Origin of the sequence: Lentilitoribacter sp. EG35 (assembly GCF_040784015.1) — a bacterium.
Classification (GTDB): domain Bacteria; phylum Pseudomonadota; class Alphaproteobacteria; order Rhizobiales; family Rhizobiaceae; genus Lentilitoribacter.
Map to the genome: position 1 here is coordinate 444,938 of NZ_JBFNGQ010000002.1, position 21,212 is coordinate 466,149.

Below are 21,212 nucleotides of genomic sequence, written 5' to 3' on the forward strand. Positions count from 1 at the left end.
TATTAAATATGAACCGTTTTGCAATGCAAAATCAAGTATGAAGTACGTATTTTGCTTGCATCAGATAAAATAAAAAGAAAGTCTGCATTATGACGAATAATCTGATGACATCCAAGCGCTTTGCACCGCTATTTTGGACGCAATTTCTGTCCGCCTTCAATGACAACCTTGTCAAAAACACGCTTATTTTTCTTATTCTTTTTAAATTGGCAGCTGAAGAAGCAGCCTCCATGGTCACGATTGCCAGCGCAGTTCTCATTCTGCCATTCTTGTTATTTTCTTCCATAGGTGGTGAAATCGCAGATAAATTTGATAAGGGTAAAGTTGCAGAACGCCTTAAGTTAATCGAAATTGGTGCTGCCATTGTTGCAGTTATCGGAATTGGCTTTTCTTCAATTTGGCTCTTGATGGTTGCCTTATTTCTATTTGGCTTTGTCTCTGCTCTATTTGGACCCGTCAAATATGGAATACTACCGGATCATATAGAGGCCAGCGAGCTCCCAAAGGCAAATGCATGGGTCGAGGCTGGGACATTTCTTGCGATTCTTCTAGGTACAATTGTTGCAGGCTTCACCTTCCGCGAAGATGCCAGCATCTGGATATTTGGCCCAATGATGATGGGTTTTTCCATCATATGTTGGATTTTTAGCCGATATATTCCACAAACAGGTGCAGCGGAACCCGAGCTTCGTATCGACACTAATATATTCCGTTCTACAGGTCGATTATTGAGTGAACTGTGGGCACAAAATAAAATACTGCACGTAAGCTGGATGGTATCCTGGTTCTGGCTTATAGGTGCAATCGTCATGTCGCTCATGCCCACAATGGTGAAACAATTACTGGGCGGCCATGAGCTTGCTGTCACAGCTTATCTGGCAATATTTGCAGTTTCAATTGGCTTAGGATCGGCATTTTCGGCGTGGTTATCTGCTGGCCGCATCGTTCTATTGCCTGCGCCAATTGGTACTGCGTTGATCGCAATGCTTCTAGGCGCTCTTTCTATTATTTTATGGAACCTTGCACCGCTACCTTCTGTAAATTCCGTGTCAGATTTCTTTGCATCGGGACCAACTGTCGAAATCGGGTTCATTTTAGGAGGATTGGCGATTGCTGGCGCTTTGATCGTCGTTCCAACATTTGCTGCTGTCCAAATGTGGGCACCCGAAAAAAATCGCGCTCGTGTGGTTGCTGCGGTTAATGTGCTCAATGCTTTGTTCATTGTGGTTGGTATTGGAATCGTGGCTGCCCTGCAGGCATTTGGTGCCACAATTCCCGAACTTCTTTTAGGCCTGGCTATCATCAATATCATTGTCGCTGGCCTGATGCTTAAATACCAACCAACCAATCCACTGCGTGATCTTATTTCAATCATTCTTCGGTCATTTCATCGTATGGAAATAATAGGCCTTGCGAATGTGGAAAAAGCAGGTCCCGCACCAATTATTGCGCTTAATCATGTGAGTTACCTCGATGGCGGGTTAGCACTATCACTCACGGAACAAGAACCTGTATTTGCTGTTGATCATAAAGTCTCTCAGAAATGGTGGGCAAAACCATTTTTAAAACTTTGTAATTTTATGCCGCTTGATCCCTCAAAACCGATGGCAACGCGAACACTTATCAACGCTGTTGAAGATGGAAATCCTCTTGTGATATTCCCTGAGGGGCGCATCACCGTTACGGGCGGTTTGATGAAAGTTTATGATGGCGCTGCGATGGTCGCGGATAAAACCAACTCAATGATCTTACCCGTTCGTATTGAGGGTCTTGAGCGTAGCTTATTTTCCAAACTTAGCGTCCGCGAGATTAGGAAAGCCTTGTTTCCAAAGGTCAAGGTGACAATACTTGAACCAACAAGACTTGAAATACCAGAACGCTTAAAAGGCAAGGAACGCCGTACGGCTGCAGGCGCAGCACTTTATCAACTCATGTCTGATCTTGTTTTTCAAACCACGCCTATAGAGCAAACGGTTCCTGAAAAACTCATCCTTGCTGCAAAGAAAGTAGGATTGCGAAGGCTAGCCCTGCAAGACCCAACTTCCGGCAATATGAGTTATGGAACACTTTTAACTGGTACATCTGTTATAGGCCGGCGCTTATCCAAAATGCTGCCGGGCGAAAAACATATCGGTGTTATGTTACCAAATGCAAATGGAGCAGCTGTTACAATATTTGGCCTGATGTCCGCTGCAAAAATCCCAGCGATGATTAACTTTACTGCGGGTGCACGTAATATTTTGTCCGCCTGCAATGCGGCGGAAGTGAAAACCATTGTTAGCTCACGCCTCTTTATCAAACATGCAAAATTGGAAGATTTAGTCGCCGAAATTGAACCTTATGTAGATATTATCTGGCTGGACGAAGTACGAAAAGAGATTTCAATTTTTGAAAAACTTGTCGGATTTCTCACACGCACGAAAATCATAACAAAAAGCGAGGTAAATGACCCGGCTGCGATCCTCTTTACGTCAGGGTCAGAAGGTGTGCCCAAAGGTGTCGTATTAACCCATCGCAATATGCTGACTAATGTTGCGCAAGCTGCCGCACGCATAGATTTTAATCCATCTGATAAACTGTTTAATGTGCTGCCAGTTTTCCATTCATTTGGGCTGACCGCTGGTACTGTCCTACCTCTTGTTTCAGGTGTTCCGGTTTACATGTACCCCTCACCATTGCACTACCGCATTGTTCCCGAACTTGTTTACAGCTCAAACGCCACAATCATGTTTGGTACAGATACATTTCTATCTGGCTATGCGCGCACCGCAAATTCCTATGATTTCCGCTCACTGAGATATTGTTTTTCTGGCGCGGAACCTGTTCGCGCAAGCACACAAAAAACCTACATGGAAAAATTTGGCGTCCGAATTTTGGAAGGTTATGGTGTTACCGAAACCGCTCCCGTGATCGCGCTCAATACACCGATGCATAACAGCCAGGGTAGCGTGGGACGCTTGTTGCCGGGCATAGAATATAGGCTCGAAAAAGTACCCGGCATCGATCAAGGCGGGCGGCTATTTATCAAAGGCGGCAACGTTATGGCAGGTTATTTGCTACACGATAAACCTGGTCAACTTCAGCCTCTACCTGATGGATGGCACGATACTGGAGACATTGTAACCATGGATGACATTGGTTTCGTCACAATCAAAGGCCGTGCAAAACGATTTGCTAAAATTGCCGGTGAAATGGTTTCTCTTGCCGCCATTGAAAAACTTGCGGGAGAAGTATGGCCTGAGCACTTAAATGTTGTTGTTTCAGTACCCGATGCTAAGAAGGGTGAGCGCATCATACTCATTACTGAATTTGAGGGCGCTGATCGCAAAGCATTTATGGAGTATGCGCGATCACAAAATGCAATGGATTTAATGATCCCGGCGGAGATCAAAATTGATAGCGTACCTTTACTTGGTAGTGGAAAAATTGATTTTGTTGCGGCTCAAAAACTTGGATTAAATGAACCGGCTTAGTAATCGACCGACATGAAATACAAGGCAAAAGGCGGGGCTACTGGACCACAGGCGACCCGCTTTTTCGCTTCCAATGCTTTTGTGACATCATCGGCAGTCCATTTGCCCTCGCCGACCTTTTTTAATGTGCCGGCAAAAGATCTGATTTGATTATGCAAGAAAGCAGGTGCAGTTGCATGAAGCTCAATGAACTCTGTACCCTCAACAGCGACTACATCCAATTTTTCAAGCAACCGAACAGGGCTTTTTGCCTGACAGCTTGTTGCCCGAAATGTTGTAAAATCATGAACACCAACCAATCGCTGGGCTGCCTCATGCATTTTTGCCACATCTAATTGTTTTGAAACATGAAATGCGCGATTTCTCTCCAAACCTGGATGTCCATGACGGCATAGATATCGATATAGATAATGTCGACGCTTAGCAGAAAATCTCGCATGAAATTTACTATCGACCTCCTCAGCATCGATAATTGCGATACTATGATCTCCATGCTCTCTTAGAAAGGCGTTGATAGCACCCTGCACTGCCAATGGTGTTCTGTCTTTGGTAAGATCAAAATGTGCAACTTGACCACGTGCATGAACACGGGCATCCGTGCGCCCCGCACCATAGACCACTGCATCCTCACCCAGAAAACCTAGAATTGCTTTCTCAATCGCCCCTTGAATAGATGGATAATTTGGTTGCCGTTGCCAACCAAAGTAGTCAGTCCCGTCATATTCAATCGTTATTTTATATCGAGGCATAAGTGTCACATATCATGTTAATTTGGTGCCGGCATCTATTGTAACGCCGCGTAAAAAGCTTTGTGCGTCCATCTTCTTGCCACCTGCTTTTTGCAATTCTATCAGTTGAATTGCACCGTCCGCGCAGGCAATCGTCAGTTTGTCATCAATAACTTGCCCGACTAAACTTGAATCAATAGAATCAACTATTTTAGATCTCAGAACCTTTACACGAACTGCCTTCTTACCTTCACCAAGCTCAAACCAAGCGCCTAGAAATGGTGAAAGACCCATAATATGACGATGCACGTCTTTCGCACTTTTCTCAAAATTAATGCGACATTCAGCTTTATCAATTTTCGCAGCGTAGGTAATGCCCTCTTCTTTCTGCTCAATCAATTCTATTTCGTTAGTTTCCAAAAGTTCCATGGCTTTGACCGCAAGCGGCCCACTGATATCCATCAATTGATCATGCAAGCTGCCTGCTGTCGTATCATCGGTAATATCTACTTTCTCAGACAATGCGTATGGTCCGGTATCAAGCCCAACGTCCATTTTCATAATCATCATGCCAGTTACATCATCACCGGCCATAATAGCTCGTTGAATGGGTGCAGCGCCGCGCCAACGCGGCAACAAAGATGCATGACCGTTAAAACAACCATGTTTCGGGCTATCTAAAATGGGTTTTGGCAATAAAAGACCATAAGCAACAACAATTGCGACATCTGCATCCAAGGCATCAAATCGAGATTGTTCTTCTTCTGATTTCAAACTGATAGGTGTGCGGACTTCTATACTATGCTTATCCGCAAGTGCATGAACAGGCGACGGTTTTAGCTCGAGACCACGACGGCCTGCCGGGCGAGGTGGCTGGGTGTAAACACAAACAATGTCATGCCCAGCATCAATCAATGCTTTGAGTGTGGCAGTTGAAAATTCAGGCGTGCCCATAAAGACTATACGCAATTGAACCTCCTAAGTTTTGAATTAAATGGTCAGAGCACTGCCGCGTTTTGTTTGGCAAGCTTTGTAAACTTCTTGATCACCATCTGACGCTTAAGCTTGGAGAGATAGTCAATGAACAGCACACCATTAAGATGGTCAATCTCATGTTGCAGACATGTTGCCATAAGCCCATCGGCTTCTATTGTTTGTGCCTTACCTGAAAGATCAAGATAGTTGACGGTAATGGCGGCAGGGCGCTCTACTTCGGCATAATATTCAGGAATTGACAGGCAGCCTTCTTCATAAACGCTCATTTCATCACTGTTTTTGACGATCTCGGGATTGATGAAAACTTGCGGTGTTTTGTTATCTTCATCTTTAGACACATCAACGACTAGCATCTGGCGTGGAATACCGATCTGTATTGCTGCCAGGCCGATACCTGGCGCATCATACATTGTTTCCGTCATATCCGCAGCTAAACGCTTCAAATCATCATCGAAACGTTCAATAGGTGCAGATTTCTCGCGCAAGACTGAATCTGGAAGTAGGACAATTGGCTTAATACTCATGTGCGTTGAAATAGGGGGTTCAAGGTCTAAGGTCAATAATATATTTTGAGATCGGCGCCTCCCGTTCACCTTTTGATCTGACAAGCAAGAAAGAATCATATAATCTAGTTCGAATGAACAATTTATCTGATTTCCTGTCGACGACAATTGTAACCTTGGGCGGGCTTAACATAAGTTTTGGGCAAGTTCTTGCGAGTGTTATTGCGCTTGTTGTCATAATGCTTGTTGCAATTTTTATACTGCTGTGGCGAGCATCAAACAATCGGCATAAAGCGCGCGATCTTGAAATGCAAAACTCAATGGCCGCGCAATCTCAGATGAATGATCTTTTGAAAGTGCAGGCAGAGATGCAGGGTCGCATGACGACCATGGCCGAGCTATTTGGCTCCCGACAGTCCGAGCTTAATCAAAATATCAACAATCGACTCGATGGGATGAGCCAAAAACTTGGCAATTCACTTGTTGAACAAACCAAAGCCACCCATGAAAACCTATCTAAGTTGCAAGAACGTTTGGCCGTTATCGACACAGCACAAAACAATATTCAGACACTTGCGCAAAATGTGGTTGGGTTACAAGCCATTTTATCAGACAAGCAAACGCGCGGTGCATTTGGCCAATCGCGGATGGAAACCATTATTAAAGATGGCCTTCCCATCGGGGCTTACCAATTCCAGACAACGCTATCCAACAGTTCTCGCCCCGACTGCACCGTAAAAATGCCAAATGATTCTCCGCATTTGGTTATCGATGCGAAATTTCCATTAGAAGCATGGAATGCCATTAAGAAGGCTGCGGATGATCGCGCAACGACAGAGGCCTCCAGACAATTTCGTGCTGATATCGAGAAGCACATCAAAGATATTTCTGAAAAATATCTCATTGCAGGCGAGACCCAAGATACCGCATTCATGTTTGTACCATCTGAGTCTATTTTTGCTGAAATTCATGAGAATTTTGAAGGTGTTATTCAAAAGGCACACCGTTCCCGCGTTGTCATCGTGTCACCTTCGCTTCTTATGCTGTCGATACAGGTCATACAAGCGGTCCTGAAAGACGCACGGATGCGAGAGCAGGCCCATCTCATTCAAGGAGAGGTGATCCGCCTAATGGACGACATAGGCCGCCTAGATGATCGCGTGCGTAAATTACAAACACATTTTGGCCAAAGCCAGCGCGATATAGATCAGATTTTGACATCAACTGATAAAATTGCAAAACGTAGTGCCAAAATTGAAGATATGGATTTTCAAGATACTGATTCAGTTAATATTGAAAAACCCGAACAAAAACCAATGTCAGTCGTAAAGCCCGCTCAAGAAAAAGGACGGCTAAACTTAAGACCGTAGCATGGCGTAACCCGAGGAGTTTACATGATTAGCGTATTTGGATCAATAAATATGGATCTTATAGCAACGGCCGAGCGATTACCGCTGCCGGGCGAAACGGTGCATGGCGACAGCTTTTCTACCGCGCCGGGAGGCAAAGGCGCGAACCAGGCACTTGCCGCAACAAGAGCAGGTGCGAGCGTGAAGATGGCAGGCGCGGTTGGGCAAGATAATTTTGCAGAACCGGCATTAGAATTACTAAAATCAGCAGGTACAGATCTTAAATTTGTGAAAAGTGTTGAAGGGCCAACCGGAACGGCCCTTATTTTGGTCGGCAACGATGCCGAGAACATGATTGCTGTGATCGCAGGCGCAAATGGTAAAGTAAGTGTCGCGGATGTGGAGCCTCTGCTCAATAGTATGAATAAAGATGATAGTATCCTCTTGCAAATGGAGATCAGTGTCGATGCCGTAAAGGCAGCACTAGAAGGTGCGAAAACGCGAGGCATTCGCTCAGTCTTCAATATTGCACCCATGAGCGATGATGTTATTGATATTGCCCCTCTTGCCGACATTATCGTGGCGAATGAAACTGAATTTGATCTTCTGATCGGAAAAGGTACTCTTTCAGCCGAAGATCGTATCATTGCAATGCGAAATTACCATCAAAAAACAAATCGCAGCCTAGTTATTACACTCGGCGGTGATGGCGTTATCGCTATTGACCAGGGACAAGAATATTCTGCACGCGGATTGACCATCAAACCAATTGATACTGTGGGCGCGGGTGATACATTTTGTGGTTATTTTACTCAAGCATTAGATGCTGGTCTTGATTTTGGCTCAGCCCTTGAACGTGCGGCAATCGCCGGGTCTCTCGCCTGCCTTAAAGCTGGTGCTCAACCGGCTATACCGATGGCAGATGATTTGGATGCTCTCTAGAGATCAGTTAGATCTGCAGATTCTGGTTTGACTTTTAACGCCTTGAAAAGATCTCTCTTGACCTCCATATATAGGGCAAGGTGCCGAATTCGGGCCTTGAACTTGTTGCTTGAATTGAGGACAAAATGACACGTATGGCACCATTCTCTAGCCCATTGCTACTTGGATTTGAAGCGATGGAAAAAACGCTGGAACGCGTTGCGAAGGGCGCAGAAGGCTATCCACCCTATAATATAGAGCGCATTCACTCAGACACATCAGATCGGGCTGAAAAGTTGCGCATTACTCTCGCTGTTGCCGGATTTTCTGAAGATGAGCTTGATGTAACAACTGAGGAAAACCAGCTCTATATTCGTGGTAAACAAATTGATAATCAAGAGCGCGATTTTCTCTATCGCGGCATTGCTGCACGGCAGTTTCAGCGGGTCTTTATTCTCGCCGATGGTATGCAAATCGGTGGCGCTGAATTAAAAAACGGCATGCTCTCAGTTGATCTTATCAGACCAGAACCGGAACGAATGATAAAGAAAATTAACATTTCTGTATCAAACTAAGCCTATCATTCAATAAGCAAGGTGATTCTAACACTTGCTTGAGGAATCGCGTGTTGTGATCATGAAGCATCACAGCTCCCAAACATGGAGAGACAAATGCTTTCAATCTATGAAAATGACATCGAAACGGCTGATGAATTCGCACTCATGGGTGCTGGTGAAGTTGCCTATATTCGTAAAATATCATCTGAAGAAGTTAATGAACGCTTCCCAATGGAAGAAGAACTTGAGCCGGGTCAAGAGCTATGGGCCTTGTTTGCCGCCGATGGAACACCAATTTATCTTAGTGATGACCGCACTCGTACGTTCTTTCGAGCGGCAGAAGATGAACTTTCCCCTGTGACATTGCATTAGGGGAAAGATTAAGCGTTCAAATGAACTTTGGCACTAAGAAAAATTGGATGCCGAATACTAGGCTGCGTTTGACGCTGATGTTTGTGTCAAAAGTGCATAAATGGCCGAATCTGATTGCGCACCTCTAATTTTCTCGACTTTATCACTATCTCTGAGAACACGGGCAATACGTGACAATGCTTTAAGATGATCTGCGCCGGCATCTTCTGGTGCAAGAAGTAGAAAAATCAGGTCGACTGGCTGATCATCCAATGCTTCAAAATCTACAGCAGTTTCAAGTTTTGCACAAAAGCATAAAATACGATCTAACTTTGGCAATTTTCCATGTGGAATAGCAATACCATTGCCAACACCAGTAGAACCCAAGCGTTCACGCTGCAAAATTACATCAAAAATTTCACGTTCAGAAAGTCCGACTTCCTCCGCGGCACAAGCAGCAAGCTCTTGAAGAACTTGCTTTTTAGAACTTGCTTTAAGCGCATGAAGTATCGAACTCTGCGCAATTAAATCTGCGAGCGACATAACTATCTACCCCTTGACTGAAATAAGCTAATGCTTATCAGTTTTTAACATCACCGGTATCAACCCAACCGATATTGCCGTCATTTCGGCGATAAACCACATTAATGGCATCACTACCAGCATTTTTAAAAATCATAACCGGATCATCAGTCATATCTAATGACATTACAGCATCCGCAACCGACATTATTGCAAGTTGTTTTGTACTTTCCGCCACAATTGCTGGCGCATAATCTTCTGCAACTTCTTCTTCAACAACATCATTTGTACCCATTACACTATAGGCAACTTCGGCAAAAGCACTCGGATTCGTATTAATCTGATGGCTTTTTAATTTTCTTTTATAACGTCTGAGGCGTTTTTCAACTTTCTCGGCCGCGGCTTCAAAAGAGAGCTGCGGATCCGCAGCTTCGCCCGTTGCTTGCAGAATAACTCCCGTATCTAGATGAATTTTGCAGTCTGTCGTAAATCCTGAACCAGATTTCTCAACAGTGACCTGAGTAGAATAACCACCAGCAAAATATTTCGTTACAGCATCGGCTATATGGTCCTCAATACGAGTACGAAAAGCTTCACCGATATCCATATTTTTTCCAGAAACGCGTATAGTCATCCAGCATCCTTTCAATGTTATTTGCCAAAACAGTTTAGGCCAATAAAGCTTGGCTTCCAAGCAAATTGGTTACTTTTATTCAGGCTGTGGATATAATAATTTCTTGATCTTGTTGTAAAAAACAAACGCGGCGCAGCTCATATGACTAATTGATCCATTTGTCAAATTTTAACTAAAAATCAATCGAACAATTTGCGCTTAATACTTCCGTTAATTGAAATAATACATCATGTAACTCACTGATTTAAATCTAACTATGTTCCAACTCGCATAAGTATTTTTTTCTCACGCCGCCTCTGCACAGAAGATGCAATATTTAGAGATTCTCTATATTTTGCGACCGTACGTCGTGCTATCTCAATATTTTCACGCTTAAGAAGCAAGACGATATTATCATCTGATAAAACATTCTTCACATCCTCTCCATCAATCAGAACTTTAATTCTTTGACGAATTGATTCGGCTGAATGATTATTCAGTCCATCGACACCACAAATTGAAACTGTAAAAAAGTATTTTAATTCGAATAGTCCACGTGGTGTCATTATATATTTGTTGGACGTTACGCGTGAAATCGTAGACTCGTGCATACCTACAGCTTCGGCAATTGTTTTTAAATTCAATGGCTTAAGGTGCTGCACACCCTTATCAAAAAATTCTTGCTGATGTTTGACAATCTCTGTGGCGACCTTAATGATTGTTTGCGCACGCTGATCAAGGCTTCTTGAAAGCCAATTCGCAGACTGCAAACATTCATTCATGAACTTATAATCAGCGCTTGTCTTATCGACACCTTTTGTAATCGTTGAAAAATAAGATTGATCAACAAGGATGTGAGGTAGTGTCTGTGAATTAATTTCAACTTGCCAAGCACCATCATCTAGTATCTTCAACAAAATTTCTGGAATCACTGTTTGTACACCTTGAGTTACAAAACTTGTTCCCGGCTTAGGGTCGAGCGACTGGATATCAGCCACCATCTCCAAAATTTTTTGCTCATCGACATCACAAATCTTACACAGGGAAACAAAATCTTTGCGCGCCAGAAGTTCAAGATTCTCAATGAGCGATTCCATTGCCGGATGAAATTTTTTCTGCCGTCGCAGTTGCACGCTTAAACATTCGCCTAGATTTCGCGCAAAAATGCCCGGTGGATCGAACTGTTGAACTCTAGCCAAGATATGCTCAACCTGAGTTAACTCAACAGCAAACCGACTTGCAATTTCACTTAAATGCCCATCGAAATAACCGGCATCATCAAGATAATCTATGAGTTCAACGGCAATAAGTCGTTCGCGTTCGCTCTTAAACTCGAGTGCTATCTGCTCGCTCATAGCCTCTCTCATGCCAGGTGCACTGGCAGAAAAGCTGTCAAGATCAATACTCGCGCCAGATACATGCAATTCACCCGATGGGCCAACGCTGTAATCGTCCCGATTACGTAGTTCAGAATTGGATTTTGATGCTATTTCATCATCAGGAAATACATTGCGCATATTCACATCAAGTACATTCTCCATGTTCTTAACTTGTGATATATCGCCATCCGCCATCAATGAAACTTCATTTAGGTCCACTAAATTATCATCTAAAGACTGAACCTGATCATCCATTTGAACGGGAGGGTCTTCATCTTTATTCGCCAATACCAACAAGGGATTTGATTGTATTTGCTCGTCAATAAATTGAGACAATTCCAAGGGAGTATATTGCAAAAGGCGAATTGACTGCATCAATTGCGGCGTCATCGTCAACGATTGACTTTGTTTTAAGTTCATACGTGCTGACAATGACATACACAAACTCCAAAAACACAGTTCAAAAATAATGGGTTAAGTCGATAAAACCGATTATTTACACTCTTCCGTAGGATTGGCATAAATTTTGCTTAGAGTCAAAACCCTCGGGAACTCATCACGCCCCATATTCTGTGTAAAACGGGTTATGTAAAGTTCATCTAGAACGAAAAGTTATCACCCAGATATAAGCGTCGAACATCGGGGTTGTTCACAATTTCGTCGGGTTGCCCATGGGTCAACACTTGCCCAGCGTGAATTATATAGGCTCGATCAATGAGACTGAGCGTCTCGCGCACATTGTGATCGGTAATTAGAACACCAATTCCTCGGCGTGTTAAGTGACGAACAAGATCCTGAATATCGGCTACTGCGATTGGATCAACTCCGGCAAACGGCTCATCTAACAGCATAAATGTCGGATCCGATGCCAATGCACGAGCGATTTCAAGTCGTCGGCGTTCACCACCGGATAGGGCTATAGATGGTGATGATCTCAAATGAGAAATAGAGAACTCATCCAGTAGGGAATCAAGTTTCTCTTCGCGAATCTCCCGATTAGGCTCGATAATTTCTAAGACAGCACGAATATTCTGCTCGACGGACAGGCCGCGAAAAATGGAAGCCTCTTGCGGCAAATACCCAACACCAAGCCTTGAACGTTGATACATGGGAAGTGTTGTCACATCATGACCATCAATTTCAATCGCGCCACTATCAACGGGCACAAGCCCTGTAATCATATAAAAACAAGTTGTTTTACCAGCACCATTTGGCCCTAAAAGACCTACGGCTTCGCCGCGACGTACACCAAGCGAAACACTATCCACGACACGGCGAGATTTATAAGACTTGCTCAAGCCGCGAGCAATCAATGTACCTTGATACTTTCCCTGCTCTGTTTGGCCCTGTTCTGACTGCCCCTTAGGGTCAACACCAGTTTTTTTTCGAAATGAGAACATTAAAGTATTTAACACCCGGGCCCTATGTCGAACAACATTGTTCTAACATCACTTTTTCTGCGATTTTGGATCAAGCTGAAGTATCACACGCTTACCGCAGCTGTCGAGCCGTGCGTTACCAGAAGCCATTTGCACAGTAAGTTTACAACCAACAAAGACATTATCGCCCTCTGTTAACACCACCTCTTTACCGGATAGAACCAGCGTATCAGCAAGCATATCAATCGTACCCTTGTCAGCGGTAGCTGTCTGTGTTCCTGATTTTAGTAAGACCTTCCCAAAGACATTAATTTTCTCAAAATCCGCAGCGCCGGAGGTGACCGAAGAGCCTTGCGTATAATGAACCACCATGCGGCTGGCACGTAACAATGTTTCACCCTGCACGACCTTCACATTGCCTGTGAATGTCGCCTCGGCCTTGCTGTCGTTGACATCAAGTTGATTGCTTTCAATCTGAATTGGCTGATCGTTTGAAAGTGCCAAACCTCCGATATTGCTATTCACATTTTGTGCTTGTGCCCACCCGATGAATAGAAAACTAACTAGACAAGTAACAACTACTTTCAATCGGCTATTGGATGGAGAATGAAATTTCATATTTTCCCTTACTCTTCTTTCTTTAACATCCGAGGTTCTATTTTCATACGAACATCACCATCAAATTTTAAGGTTTCTCCACCTTCAGTGATTTGCATCGTGTTGGATGTCAACCAACCACCATCGAACTTTACATTAATTGGGTTTTTACTTTCGAATGCGCCGGTGGCTACATTATACTCGCCATTAATAAATTTAGCTTCTAAACCAGATGTTGTTGTAACAATAAAGGGCTGTGTAAATGTTAAGAATTCTTTTTCCTGATCAAACACACCTTGAGCCGCCTCAATAAAAGAATCATTTTCACTATTTAGAGGAACTTGAGCCGCAATATCTTCAAGCGTGATAAGTGATGTTTGACCAATCGCCTGTATAGCCCGTTTTGCCGACATTTTATAAGGCAAATCAGTGCTTGTTTGACCCACAAGTACTGGAGATCGCATAACAAGTTTTCCATCTTCCAATCCAGCACTTTCAATAACCAAACCATCCGGCAGTGATGTACGAATTATCGAAAGCCCAATAAAGAAAACGATAATCACACCGCTACCAATAGGTAAAAATTTGCGTAGAAATGCAACCAATCTGGAATGCGAAACAGCTTTGGCATATTCAGCATCAACTTTGAACGCTTGACTATTCATGTACTTTTCGGCCCATATATTTCCCTACTCCACACTTACAGCAGATTTTATGAAAACTTATATCACTGATATCATTGCAATTGGTCAAAGTTAATCCTAAATTGCGGCCTATATAAGTTATATATTTTGTTTCATTTTCCGGAAATCACCTCATGGACCAGCAAGATGTTTTTGAGCGCCATCGCTTACGTCGCAAACTACGATGGTGGCGACTGCTAACGATCCTAGCTGTTATTATTGGTATCGTATCTCTCACGATCTCCAACGATAATAGTTTAATTACCGGTGACCATATCGCTCGGGTCGAAATTATTGGTGTCATACAGGATGATGATGAATTGATCGCTCGCCTGGATGCTATTGGAGATGATTCTAACGCTAAGGCCCTAATTGTGACAATTTCATCACCAGGGGGCACAACATATGGCGGAGAGCGGATTTATAAGGCAATCAAACGCGTCTCAGACAAAAAACCTGTCGTCGCTGATGTTAGAACCATGGCAGCCTCAGCAGGCTATATGATCGCTGCCGCAAGCCATCATATTGTTGCAGGGGAAGCGTCTATAGTTGGTTCGATTGGTGTTATCTTTCAATATCCTCAAGTATCCAAATTACTCGATAAAATCGGTGTCTCCATGGAGGAGATTAAATCTGCGCCACTAAAAGCGGAGCCATCCCCATTTCATCCAGCAAGTGAAGAAGCTGTTGCGATGATCAATAATATGGTCGTCGATAGTTATGACTGGTTTATCGATATCGTCGCCGAAAATCGCAAACTATCACGTCAAGACACTTTGAAATTATCCGACGGCAGTATTTTCACAGGCCGACAAGCTGCCAAAAACGGTTTGGTTGATTCGTTGGGCGGAACGGCAGAGATTCGCACCTATTTAAGCGAGAAAAACATCAAAAAAGAGCTTAAAATTGTAGATTGGCCTGCACCGGACATCTCGTCACCAAATTTTTTATCATTAGCACTGCCAAATATTGTTCAACGATATCTTGGAGTTGAACAATACTCGCTCGGCGAGCTGCTCAGTGAAAAGAAGTTGTTTCTTGACGGTTTGCTTTCGTTTTGGCAAATTAGCGATTAATAAAAGCACTCAGAATGCTTGGTAACACGTCATTCTATGGGAAAATCGATGATTAAGTCTGAATTAGTTCAAACTCTAGCTACACGAAATCCGCATCTCTACCACCGAGATGTTGAGAATATCGTCAATGCTGTATTAGATGAAATCAGCAAAGCACTTGCTGAAGGTAACCGAGTAGAGCTCCGCGGATTTGGCGCTTTCTCTGTAAAGCACCGTCCTGCTAGATCCGGGCGTAACCCTCGGACTGGGGAAACTGTTGCTGTGGAAGAAAAATGGGTGCCATTTTTCAAAACAGGTAAAGAATTACGCGAACGGTTGAACCCTTAAAACTGCGCGACCTGTTTTCAATTGGTGCCCGATTAAGCCAATTTCATCGATGTTCGACAAAATTTTGACGATTTTGCACCTGATTGTGTTTGCAAAACTTCAAAAGACGTTTATTTCCTAATAATAGCGTTAACGTTGGTCTTTGGAATTTTACTATGCTCAAAAAAATTATCTGGGTTGTTTTTTTCATCCCTGTAGCAATTGTTCTCATTTTGCTATCCATTGCAAATCGGCAGATGGTAACTCTGGCGCTAAACCCATTCGAACCGGCAGACACCTTGTTATCCGTAAGTGCGCCATTTTTTATGTTCATACTCATCGCCCTAATGGCTGGTATGATTTTGGGCTCAGTTATGACTTGGTTTAAACAAGGCAAACATCGAAGTCGCGCAAGGCAAATTTCTGCGGAGTCTGAAAAATGGCATACTGAAGCTGACCGTCAGAAAGAAAAAGCAGATAATCTTGCACAACAGCTCATTTCACCTGTTTGATATTTAAAGACAATCAAGCGAACAAGGCGATGGGAACCGCATTTGCCCGAAAAATTTAATGAGAACGCCAAGAAGCGTAAGCGGCCCGCAAATCAACGCGCCAATCAGCAACCGAGATCCCGTGCCGGTAAGAGTTTTAGCAAAAGCTCTAAACATCGCGATACTTCGTTCGAAAATCAATCCACGGGAACTCGTCCGAACACCAAGAAAAGTGAACCGGCTGCAATTATCAAACGCCCTGCCAGAACCGGCAAACGTCCTGACGAGCGCATTCCCGTTATTCTGGGCACCAAAGGCGATGAACATTATCGTCTGATTGACAGCGGCAACGGTCAAAAGCTTGAGCAATATGGACCCTACAAAATTACGCGACCGGAAGCTCAAGCGCTATGGCGCCCACAATTACCCGAACACCAATGGCAAAATGTTGATGCAATTTTTACCGGCGATACCGAAGAAGATGGCATGGGACGCTGGCATTTTCCAAAAGGGCCGCTGGGTGAAACTTGGCCCATGGCGCTGCTTGATGTCGATTTTTATGGGCGTTTTACATCCTTTCGCCATGTAGGTGTATTTCCAGAGCAACTGGCTCATTGGCAATGGATGGTTGATAAAATTAGAAATTCTGATCGGAAGCTGAAAGTTCTCAACTTGTTTGGCTATACGGGCGTTGCAAGTCTGATAGCAGCGAATGCTGGAGCCGAGGTCACTCACGTTGATGCATCAAAGAAAGCCATCGGCTGGGGTCGTGAGAATCAAGAACTGGCACGTCTTAACGATAAACCAATCCGTTGGATTTGTGATGATGCAATGAAGTTTATTCAACGGGAAGAGCGTCGTGGCAAAACCTATGACATTATCCTCACCGATCCGCCGAAATTTGGTCGCGGACCCAATGGTGAAGTTTGGCAACTTTTTGATCATTTGGAAAATATGCTGGATATTTGCCGCTCGGTCTTGAGCGACAAACCAGTTGGCCTCGTGCTAACAGCTTACTCGATCCGCGCGTCATTTTACTCTATTCATGAGTTAATGCGTGAAACGATGCGAGGCGCTGGTGGTCTTGTTGAATCTGGCGAACTTACGATCAGAGAAACCCAAGAGGGCGGTATTGATGACAAAGGACGTACAATCTCGACATCATTATTTAGCAGATGGGTGCCAAAATGAGTACCAAAACAAATGATCTAAAAAAAAGGCGCGTTGGCACCGTCAAGGAAGTCACGAGCCTTGCTAATCCAATTGTAAAGGATATCAAAAGTCTAGCGCAAAAGAAAAACCGTGATGGCAGCAATCGATTTATTGCAGAAGGCCTAAAACTTATTGTTGATGCTATTGACCTTGGCTGGGATATTGAAACACTTATTTACGCCAAATCTGTTGCTGATAAACCGCTCATCCAAAAAAAAGCAGCGCAAGTTGTTGCTAATTCAGGTCTTGTGCTTGAGGTGAGCGAGAAAGTTTTAACGTCCATTACACGAAAAGATAACCCTCAGATGGTCGTGGGTGTGTTTTCGCAAAAGTTTATGCCTATCGAGGACATAAAACCTCAACCGGATGAGACTTACATCGCACTTGATCGCGTTCGAGATCCTGGAAACCTTGGAACAATTATTCGAACTGCCGATGCTGCTGGAATTAGCGGAATAATCTTAGTCGGGGCGACAACCGACCCGTTTTCAATTGAAGCTGTTCGTGCCACAATGGGGTCAGTTTTTTCTCTGCCAATTTCCCGCGTATCCATTGATGAATTTATTTCATGGAAGGATCGCCACGATATCAGTATTATTGGTAGTCACCTCAAGGGCAGTAAGGACTATCGAGCCATTGACTATAAAACCAAACCTTGCATTCTCCTAATGGGCAATGAACAAGCTGGCTTGCCAGAAGAACTATCCTCCACTTGCGATGCTCTTGCACGAATTCCGCAAGTTGGCGATGCGGATTCTCTTAATCTCGCCATCGCAACCGGCTTGATGATTTATGAGGCGAGACGTCATCTGCTGGAACTCGATTTGTTGGAGCCCGTTAAGTGACCGCGTTACGTTTGAGAACTGGCGCGATTATTATCGCAATCTGCGTACTGCTTGATCAGATTTCGAAAATTCTGATCGAACTTTACCTGCCCTTCCAGGAAATAGTATCTATTCTTCCATTTACAGCACTGTTTCGCACATGGAATGAAGGCATTGCTTTTTCGTTTCTTTCAGGACTGGGAAGTTGGGGACTTGTTACAATTGCTTTCATCGTCGTTGCACTTGTAATTTGGTTATGGGCATCATCGCCCTCCAATCGACTTTGGCTCGATTGGGGTTATGCCATGATTATAGGTGGGGCAATCGGAAATCTAGTCGATCGCATGTTTTATGGTCATGTGGTTGACGTGTTTCTATTTCATTATGGTCAATGGTCGTTTGCGGTATTTAATATCGCCGATGCCTTTATATCAATTGGTGTAGGCGTCATTATTTTAGACGAAATAAGACATGCATTAAAGAGCACTGATTAAAAGTTGAAAGAAATCTTGAAAGCTTCCGAAACGATTTTATTTCATAATCACTGTCATGAGCGATTTACACAATATACAGAAATCATTGGCTAAACAGCTCAATGCAGAATTTGAGGATGCAAATTCTGAACCTGGCAAAGCTTTTGATGATCAGAATATCGTTGGTTTGGCTGAACGAGCACAAGAAAAAGAAGACGCCAAAGAAAAAGTCAAAACTTCGGAGAAAAAGGGATATCAACCAATTGGTATTGCCCTTGTTATGTTTGTTTTTGCTGCCGTAATTATTGCTGGCGAGACTATTTTGTAGCGGTTCACCAATTTCAATTTATTCCACTCATGTCATAATCTTGTCTTGCTGTTCTGTTTATAGCATAGGCAATGGAATGGAGTGATTCAAAATGAACATATCAGCGCCAACACCTGACCAAATCCAAAGACCGGCATCTCAACGATTTGCATCCGCAAATTATCGCGAAAATAATGTGATACTTGGCCGAATAGGTACCCTTGAAACGCGGATAGCGACCACAAAAGAAGAAATTGGTGCCGCTCAAGAAATCCGTTACCGGGTTTTTGTTGAAGAAATGGGAGCAAAACTTCCATTTGATGCTATGCTTTCCAAGCGCGATTTCGATCAATATGACCACCAGTGTGACCATCTCCTCGTTATTGATCGTGCAATAACTGGGTCTACGGTTGATCAAATTGTAGGCACCTATCGTCTTATGCAACAAAATACAGCCGAAGAGAACAACGGTTTCTACTCCCAAAATGAATATGATGTTCATGGTCTCGTTAGTCGTCACCCAGATAAACGTTTTCTAGAACTCGGTCGCTCTTGCGTTCTACCGAAATATCGTTCGCGTCGTTCAATCGAGTTATTATGGCAGGGTATTTGGGCTTATTGTCTACAGAACAACATTGATGTGATGTTTGGATGTGCATCGTTCCGTGGCACCGTACCTGCCGCCCATGCTCAGAGCTTATCATTTCTATATCATTTTGCGCGCGCTACTGATGAATGGCACATCGTGCCACAAACAGACAAACAAGACTTAATAGATCTAATGCCTGCTGAAGCGCTTAAAACAAAAGAGGCGCTTTCAGATATGCCTCCATTAATTAAGGGCTACTTACGTGTCGGTGCCCTTTTTTCTCCACATGCATTTGTCGATACTTCTTTCAATACGACGGATGTACTGATTATTATGCCGCTTTCTAAGATAAGTTCGCGATATATCAATCATTATGGTGCAGATGCTGAACGATTCAATGCTTAAGTAAAAAGCACCTTATAGCTAAATTTGAAAATTTTTTAAAAAATTCACGTGAAATTTCTCAAAAGTCATGCAAGTATCTCTCTAGCCGAACGTTTAAACGTCGGGGAGAGCTTGCAAACTGTGCAATTTTAGTTGCAATATTTGCAATGAACGAAATAAACAACAACAGGGTACAAAACATGAAACGTACGCTTCTTAGCCTTTTGGCAACAGCGATGATGTCTGCAACGGCACTTGCCGCGGATATTAAACCAGCAATTTTGTTTGATTTGGGTGGTAAATTCGACAAATCTTTTAATGAAGCTGCATTTAACGGTGCAACCAAATTCAAAGAAGAAACAGGCATTGATTTCAGAGAATTCGAAATCACCAATGACGCTCAACGCGAGCAGGCAATTCGCCGCTTTGCGCGTGATGGCAACAATCCAATTGTTATGGCTGGCTTCAACTGGGCTAGCTCCCTTGATAAAGTTTCAAAAGATTACCCTGATGTCGATTTTGCAATTATCGATATGGTAGTCGATCAGCCTAATATTCGCTCAACTGTTTTCAAACAGCATGAAGGTTCTTACCTTGTCGGTATGATGGCAGCTCTCGCATCGAAGACTGGCACAGTTAGCTTCGTTGGTGGCATGGATGTCCCACTCATCCGTAGCTTTGCTTGCGGATATGTCGGCGGTGCAAAGGCTGCAAATGCAGATATCAACGTTATTGAAACAATGACCGGTACAACACCTGAAGCCTGGAACAACCAAACAAAAGGTGCTGAAATCACCAAATCTCAAATTGACCAAGGTTCAGACGTGATATTCCAAGCTGCTGGCGGAACAGGTATTGCGGTTCTTCAAACGGCAGCTGACGCAGGCAAACTAGGTATTGGCGTGGATTCAAACCAAAATGGGATGCATCCCGGTAGCGTTCTAACATCTATGCTAAAACGCGTAGACGTTGCAGTTTACAATGCGTTTATGGACGCAAAAAATGACTCATTTTCATATGGCTTCAACGTCCTTGGACTGGAAAATGACGGCGTTGGATATGCAATGGACGAGAACAATGCATCTCTTGTTTCTGACGGAATGAAGGCAACAATTGAAGCTGCTAAAGCTGATATTATTTCCGGCAAAATAACTGTCCACGACTATATGTCAGACAATAACTGCCCATACTAAGATTTAATCTGGTAAAATAGGCCACTGTCGAACATATTCGATAGTGGCCTTTCTATATCAGAACGCACAGTTTGGCGAATAGCCCTATTAGTAATGAGGTGGTTTTGTGACTGCAGGGCCTGAAATTTGGTCTTCAAGATCCGAGTAATGCTCTGATAAGTCAGCTAATTTATTGGTTAGTTTATCAATTATCTTCCATTGTTTGGCTAGCTGATCAGAAAGTTCTTCAAGCTGCTGCGATTGGTGGGCTACCAACTCTTCTAATGTTACTACTCGATTTTCATCCATAGTTTAACGGGCCTTTTA

24 protein-coding genes are annotated in these 21,212 nt (G+C 43.5%); 14 read left to right on the forward strand and 10 right to left on the reverse strand.

Translation table 11 applies throughout. From position 1 onward, the window contains the following. The first annotated feature begins 89 nt into the window (after positions 1-89). Positions 90-3,473: an acyl-[ACP]--phospholipid O-acyltransferase gene (locus AB2J24_RS06005; protein WP_367384800.1), complete on the forward strand. Its 3,384-nt coding sequence runs from the start codon at positions 90-92 to the stop codon at positions 3,471-3,473. On the opposite strand, the gene truA is transcribed toward AB2J24_RS06005, so the two are convergent. Genes truA through def form a run of 3 tightly spaced genes read right to left on the reverse strand, consistent with a single transcriptional unit; the run spans position 3,470 to position 5,721 of the window. After that, positions 3,470-4,222, reverse strand: a complete 753-nt coding sequence (truA, locus tag AB2J24_RS06010) for a tRNA pseudouridine(38-40) synthase TruA (protein ID WP_367384801.1) — start codon at positions 4,220-4,222, stop codon at positions 3,470-3,472. The genes AB2J24_RS06005 and truA overlap by 4 nt on opposite strands. A 12-nt stretch (positions 4,223-4,234) precedes the next feature. Then, the gene (gene fmt / locus AB2J24_RS06015; protein ID WP_367384802.1) at positions 4,235-5,170 is read right to left on the reverse strand and encodes a methionyl-tRNA formyltransferase; all 936 of its coding nucleotides are present in this window, start codon (positions 5,168-5,170) and stop codon (positions 4,235-4,237) included. A 29-nt stretch (positions 5,171-5,199) separates the two neighbouring features. Continuing rightward, on the reverse strand, positions 5,200-5,721 hold the full coding sequence (def, locus tag AB2J24_RS06020) for a peptide deformylase (RefSeq protein WP_367384803.1): 522 nt from the start codon (positions 5,719-5,721) through the stop codon (positions 5,200-5,202). Positions 5,722-5,834: 113 nt separating this feature from the next. Between def and AB2J24_RS06025 the strand changes: the two genes are divergently transcribed. From AB2J24_RS06025 to AB2J24_RS06040, 4 genes are all read left to right on the forward strand, one after another. Continuing rightward, positions 5,835-7,070, forward strand: coding sequence for a DNA recombination protein RmuC (locus AB2J24_RS06025; protein WP_367384804.1), 1,236 nt, complete (start codon positions 5,835-5,837; stop codon positions 7,068-7,070). A gap of 24 nt (positions 7,071-7,094) precedes the next feature. After that, positions 7,095-7,991, forward strand: a complete 897-nt coding sequence (locus AB2J24_RS06030) for a ribokinase (protein WP_367384805.1) — start codon at positions 7,095-7,097, stop codon at positions 7,989-7,991. A gap of 125 nt (positions 7,992-8,116) precedes the next feature. Continuing rightward, complete coding sequence (locus AB2J24_RS06035; RefSeq protein ID WP_162654502.1) at positions 8,117-8,545, forward strand: Hsp20 family protein; 429 nt, start codon at positions 8,117-8,119, stop codon at positions 8,543-8,545. 96 nt (positions 8,546-8,641) lie between these two features. After that, a complete protein-coding gene (locus AB2J24_RS06040) occupies positions 8,642-8,899 on the forward strand; it encodes a DUF1150 family protein (protein WP_162654503.1) in 258 nt (85 codons plus the stop codon). Between the two features lie 57 nt (positions 8,900-8,956). On the opposite strand, the gene ptsN is transcribed toward AB2J24_RS06040, so the two are convergent. The 6 genes from ptsN to AB2J24_RS06070 form a co-directional block, all read right to left on the reverse strand. Then, positions 8,957-9,421, reverse strand: coding sequence for a PTS IIA-like nitrogen regulatory protein PtsN (ptsN, locus tag AB2J24_RS06045; protein ID WP_162654504.1), 465 nt, complete (start codon positions 9,419-9,421; stop codon positions 8,957-8,959). A 37-nt stretch (positions 9,422-9,458) separates the two neighbouring features. Further along, the gene (gene hpf, locus AB2J24_RS06050) at positions 9,459-10,034 is read right to left on the reverse strand and encodes a ribosome hibernation-promoting factor, HPF/YfiA family (RefSeq protein WP_162654505.1); all 576 of its coding nucleotides are present in this window, start codon (positions 10,032-10,034) and stop codon (positions 9,459-9,461) included. A gap of 254 nt (positions 10,035-10,288) precedes the next feature. Beyond that, positions 10,289-11,830, reverse strand: a complete 1,542-nt coding sequence (gene rpoN, locus AB2J24_RS06055; protein ID WP_367384806.1) for an RNA polymerase factor sigma-54 — start codon at positions 11,828-11,830, stop codon at positions 10,289-10,291. A gap of 161 nt (positions 11,831-11,991) precedes the next feature. After that, positions 11,992-12,792: an LPS export ABC transporter ATP-binding protein gene (gene lptB / locus AB2J24_RS06060; RefSeq protein WP_367384807.1), complete on the reverse strand. Its 801-nt coding sequence runs from the start codon at positions 12,790-12,792 to the stop codon at positions 11,992-11,994. Between the two features lie 48 nt (positions 12,793-12,840). Then, a complete protein-coding gene (locus tag AB2J24_RS06065; RefSeq protein WP_367384808.1) occupies positions 12,841-13,389 on the reverse strand; it encodes an LptA/OstA family protein in 549 nt (182 codons plus the stop codon). 8 nt (positions 13,390-13,397) lie between these two features. Continuing rightward, on the reverse strand, positions 13,398-14,033 hold the full coding sequence (locus tag AB2J24_RS06070) for a hypothetical protein (RefSeq protein WP_367384809.1): 636 nt from the start codon (positions 14,031-14,033) through the stop codon (positions 13,398-13,400). Positions 14,034-14,185: 152 nt separating this feature from the next. Between AB2J24_RS06070 and sppA the strand changes: the two genes are divergently transcribed. The 9 genes from sppA (at position 14,186) to AB2J24_RS06115 (ending at position 20,906) form a co-directional block, all read left to right on the forward strand. After that, positions 14,186-15,127, forward strand: coding sequence for a signal peptide peptidase SppA (gene sppA, locus AB2J24_RS06075; protein ID WP_367384811.1), 942 nt, complete (start codon positions 14,186-14,188; stop codon positions 15,125-15,127). A gap of 48 nt (positions 15,128-15,175) precedes the next feature. Then, on the forward strand, positions 15,176-15,454 hold the full coding sequence (locus tag AB2J24_RS06080; RefSeq protein ID WP_162654511.1) for an integration host factor subunit beta: 279 nt from the start codon (positions 15,176-15,178) through the stop codon (positions 15,452-15,454). 155 nt (positions 15,455-15,609) lie between these two features. Further along, positions 15,610-15,945, forward strand: a complete 336-nt coding sequence (locus AB2J24_RS06085) for a LapA family protein (protein ID WP_162654512.1) — start codon at positions 15,610-15,612, stop codon at positions 15,943-15,945. A 42-nt stretch (positions 15,946-15,987) separates the two neighbouring features. Then, positions 15,988-17,115, forward strand: coding sequence for a class I SAM-dependent methyltransferase (locus AB2J24_RS06090; protein ID WP_367384812.1), 1,128 nt, complete (start codon positions 15,988-15,990; stop codon positions 17,113-17,115). Further along, positions 17,112-17,981 (forward strand): TrmH family RNA methyltransferase, encoded by an 870-nt coding sequence (locus AB2J24_RS06095; protein WP_367384813.1) that lies wholly within the window; start codon positions 17,112-17,114, stop codon positions 17,979-17,981. Before AB2J24_RS06090 ends, AB2J24_RS06095 begins: the two co-directional genes overlap by 4 nt. Next, positions 17,978-18,454 carry a signal peptidase II gene (lspA, locus tag AB2J24_RS06100; protein WP_162654515.1) on the forward strand — a complete coding sequence of 159 codons (477 nt, stop codon included), beginning with the start codon at positions 17,978-17,980 and terminating at the stop codon, positions 18,452-18,454. Before AB2J24_RS06095 ends, lspA begins: the two co-directional genes overlap by 4 nt. Before the next feature lie 55 nt (positions 18,455-18,509). After that, positions 18,510-18,761 (forward strand): hypothetical protein, encoded by a 252-nt coding sequence (locus AB2J24_RS06105; protein WP_367384814.1) that lies wholly within the window; start codon positions 18,510-18,512, stop codon positions 18,759-18,761. A 91-nt stretch (positions 18,762-18,852) separates the two neighbouring features. Then, on the forward strand, positions 18,853-19,734 hold the full coding sequence (locus AB2J24_RS06110) for a GNAT family N-acetyltransferase (protein ID WP_367384815.1): 882 nt from the start codon (positions 18,853-18,855) through the stop codon (positions 19,732-19,734). A gap of 179 nt (positions 19,735-19,913) precedes the next feature. Continuing rightward, the gene (locus AB2J24_RS06115) at positions 19,914-20,906 is read left to right on the forward strand and encodes a BMP family lipoprotein (protein ID WP_367384816.1); all 993 of its coding nucleotides are present in this window, start codon (positions 19,914-19,916) and stop codon (positions 20,904-20,906) included. Between the two features lie 87 nt (positions 20,907-20,993). Here the strand turns inward: AB2J24_RS06115 and AB2J24_RS06120 are convergent, their stop codons facing one another. Further along, positions 20,994-21,194: a SlyX family protein gene (locus AB2J24_RS06120; protein WP_162654519.1), complete on the reverse strand. Its 201-nt coding sequence runs from the start codon at positions 21,192-21,194 to the stop codon at positions 20,994-20,996. Between the last annotated feature and the right edge of the window lie 18 nt (positions 21,195-21,212).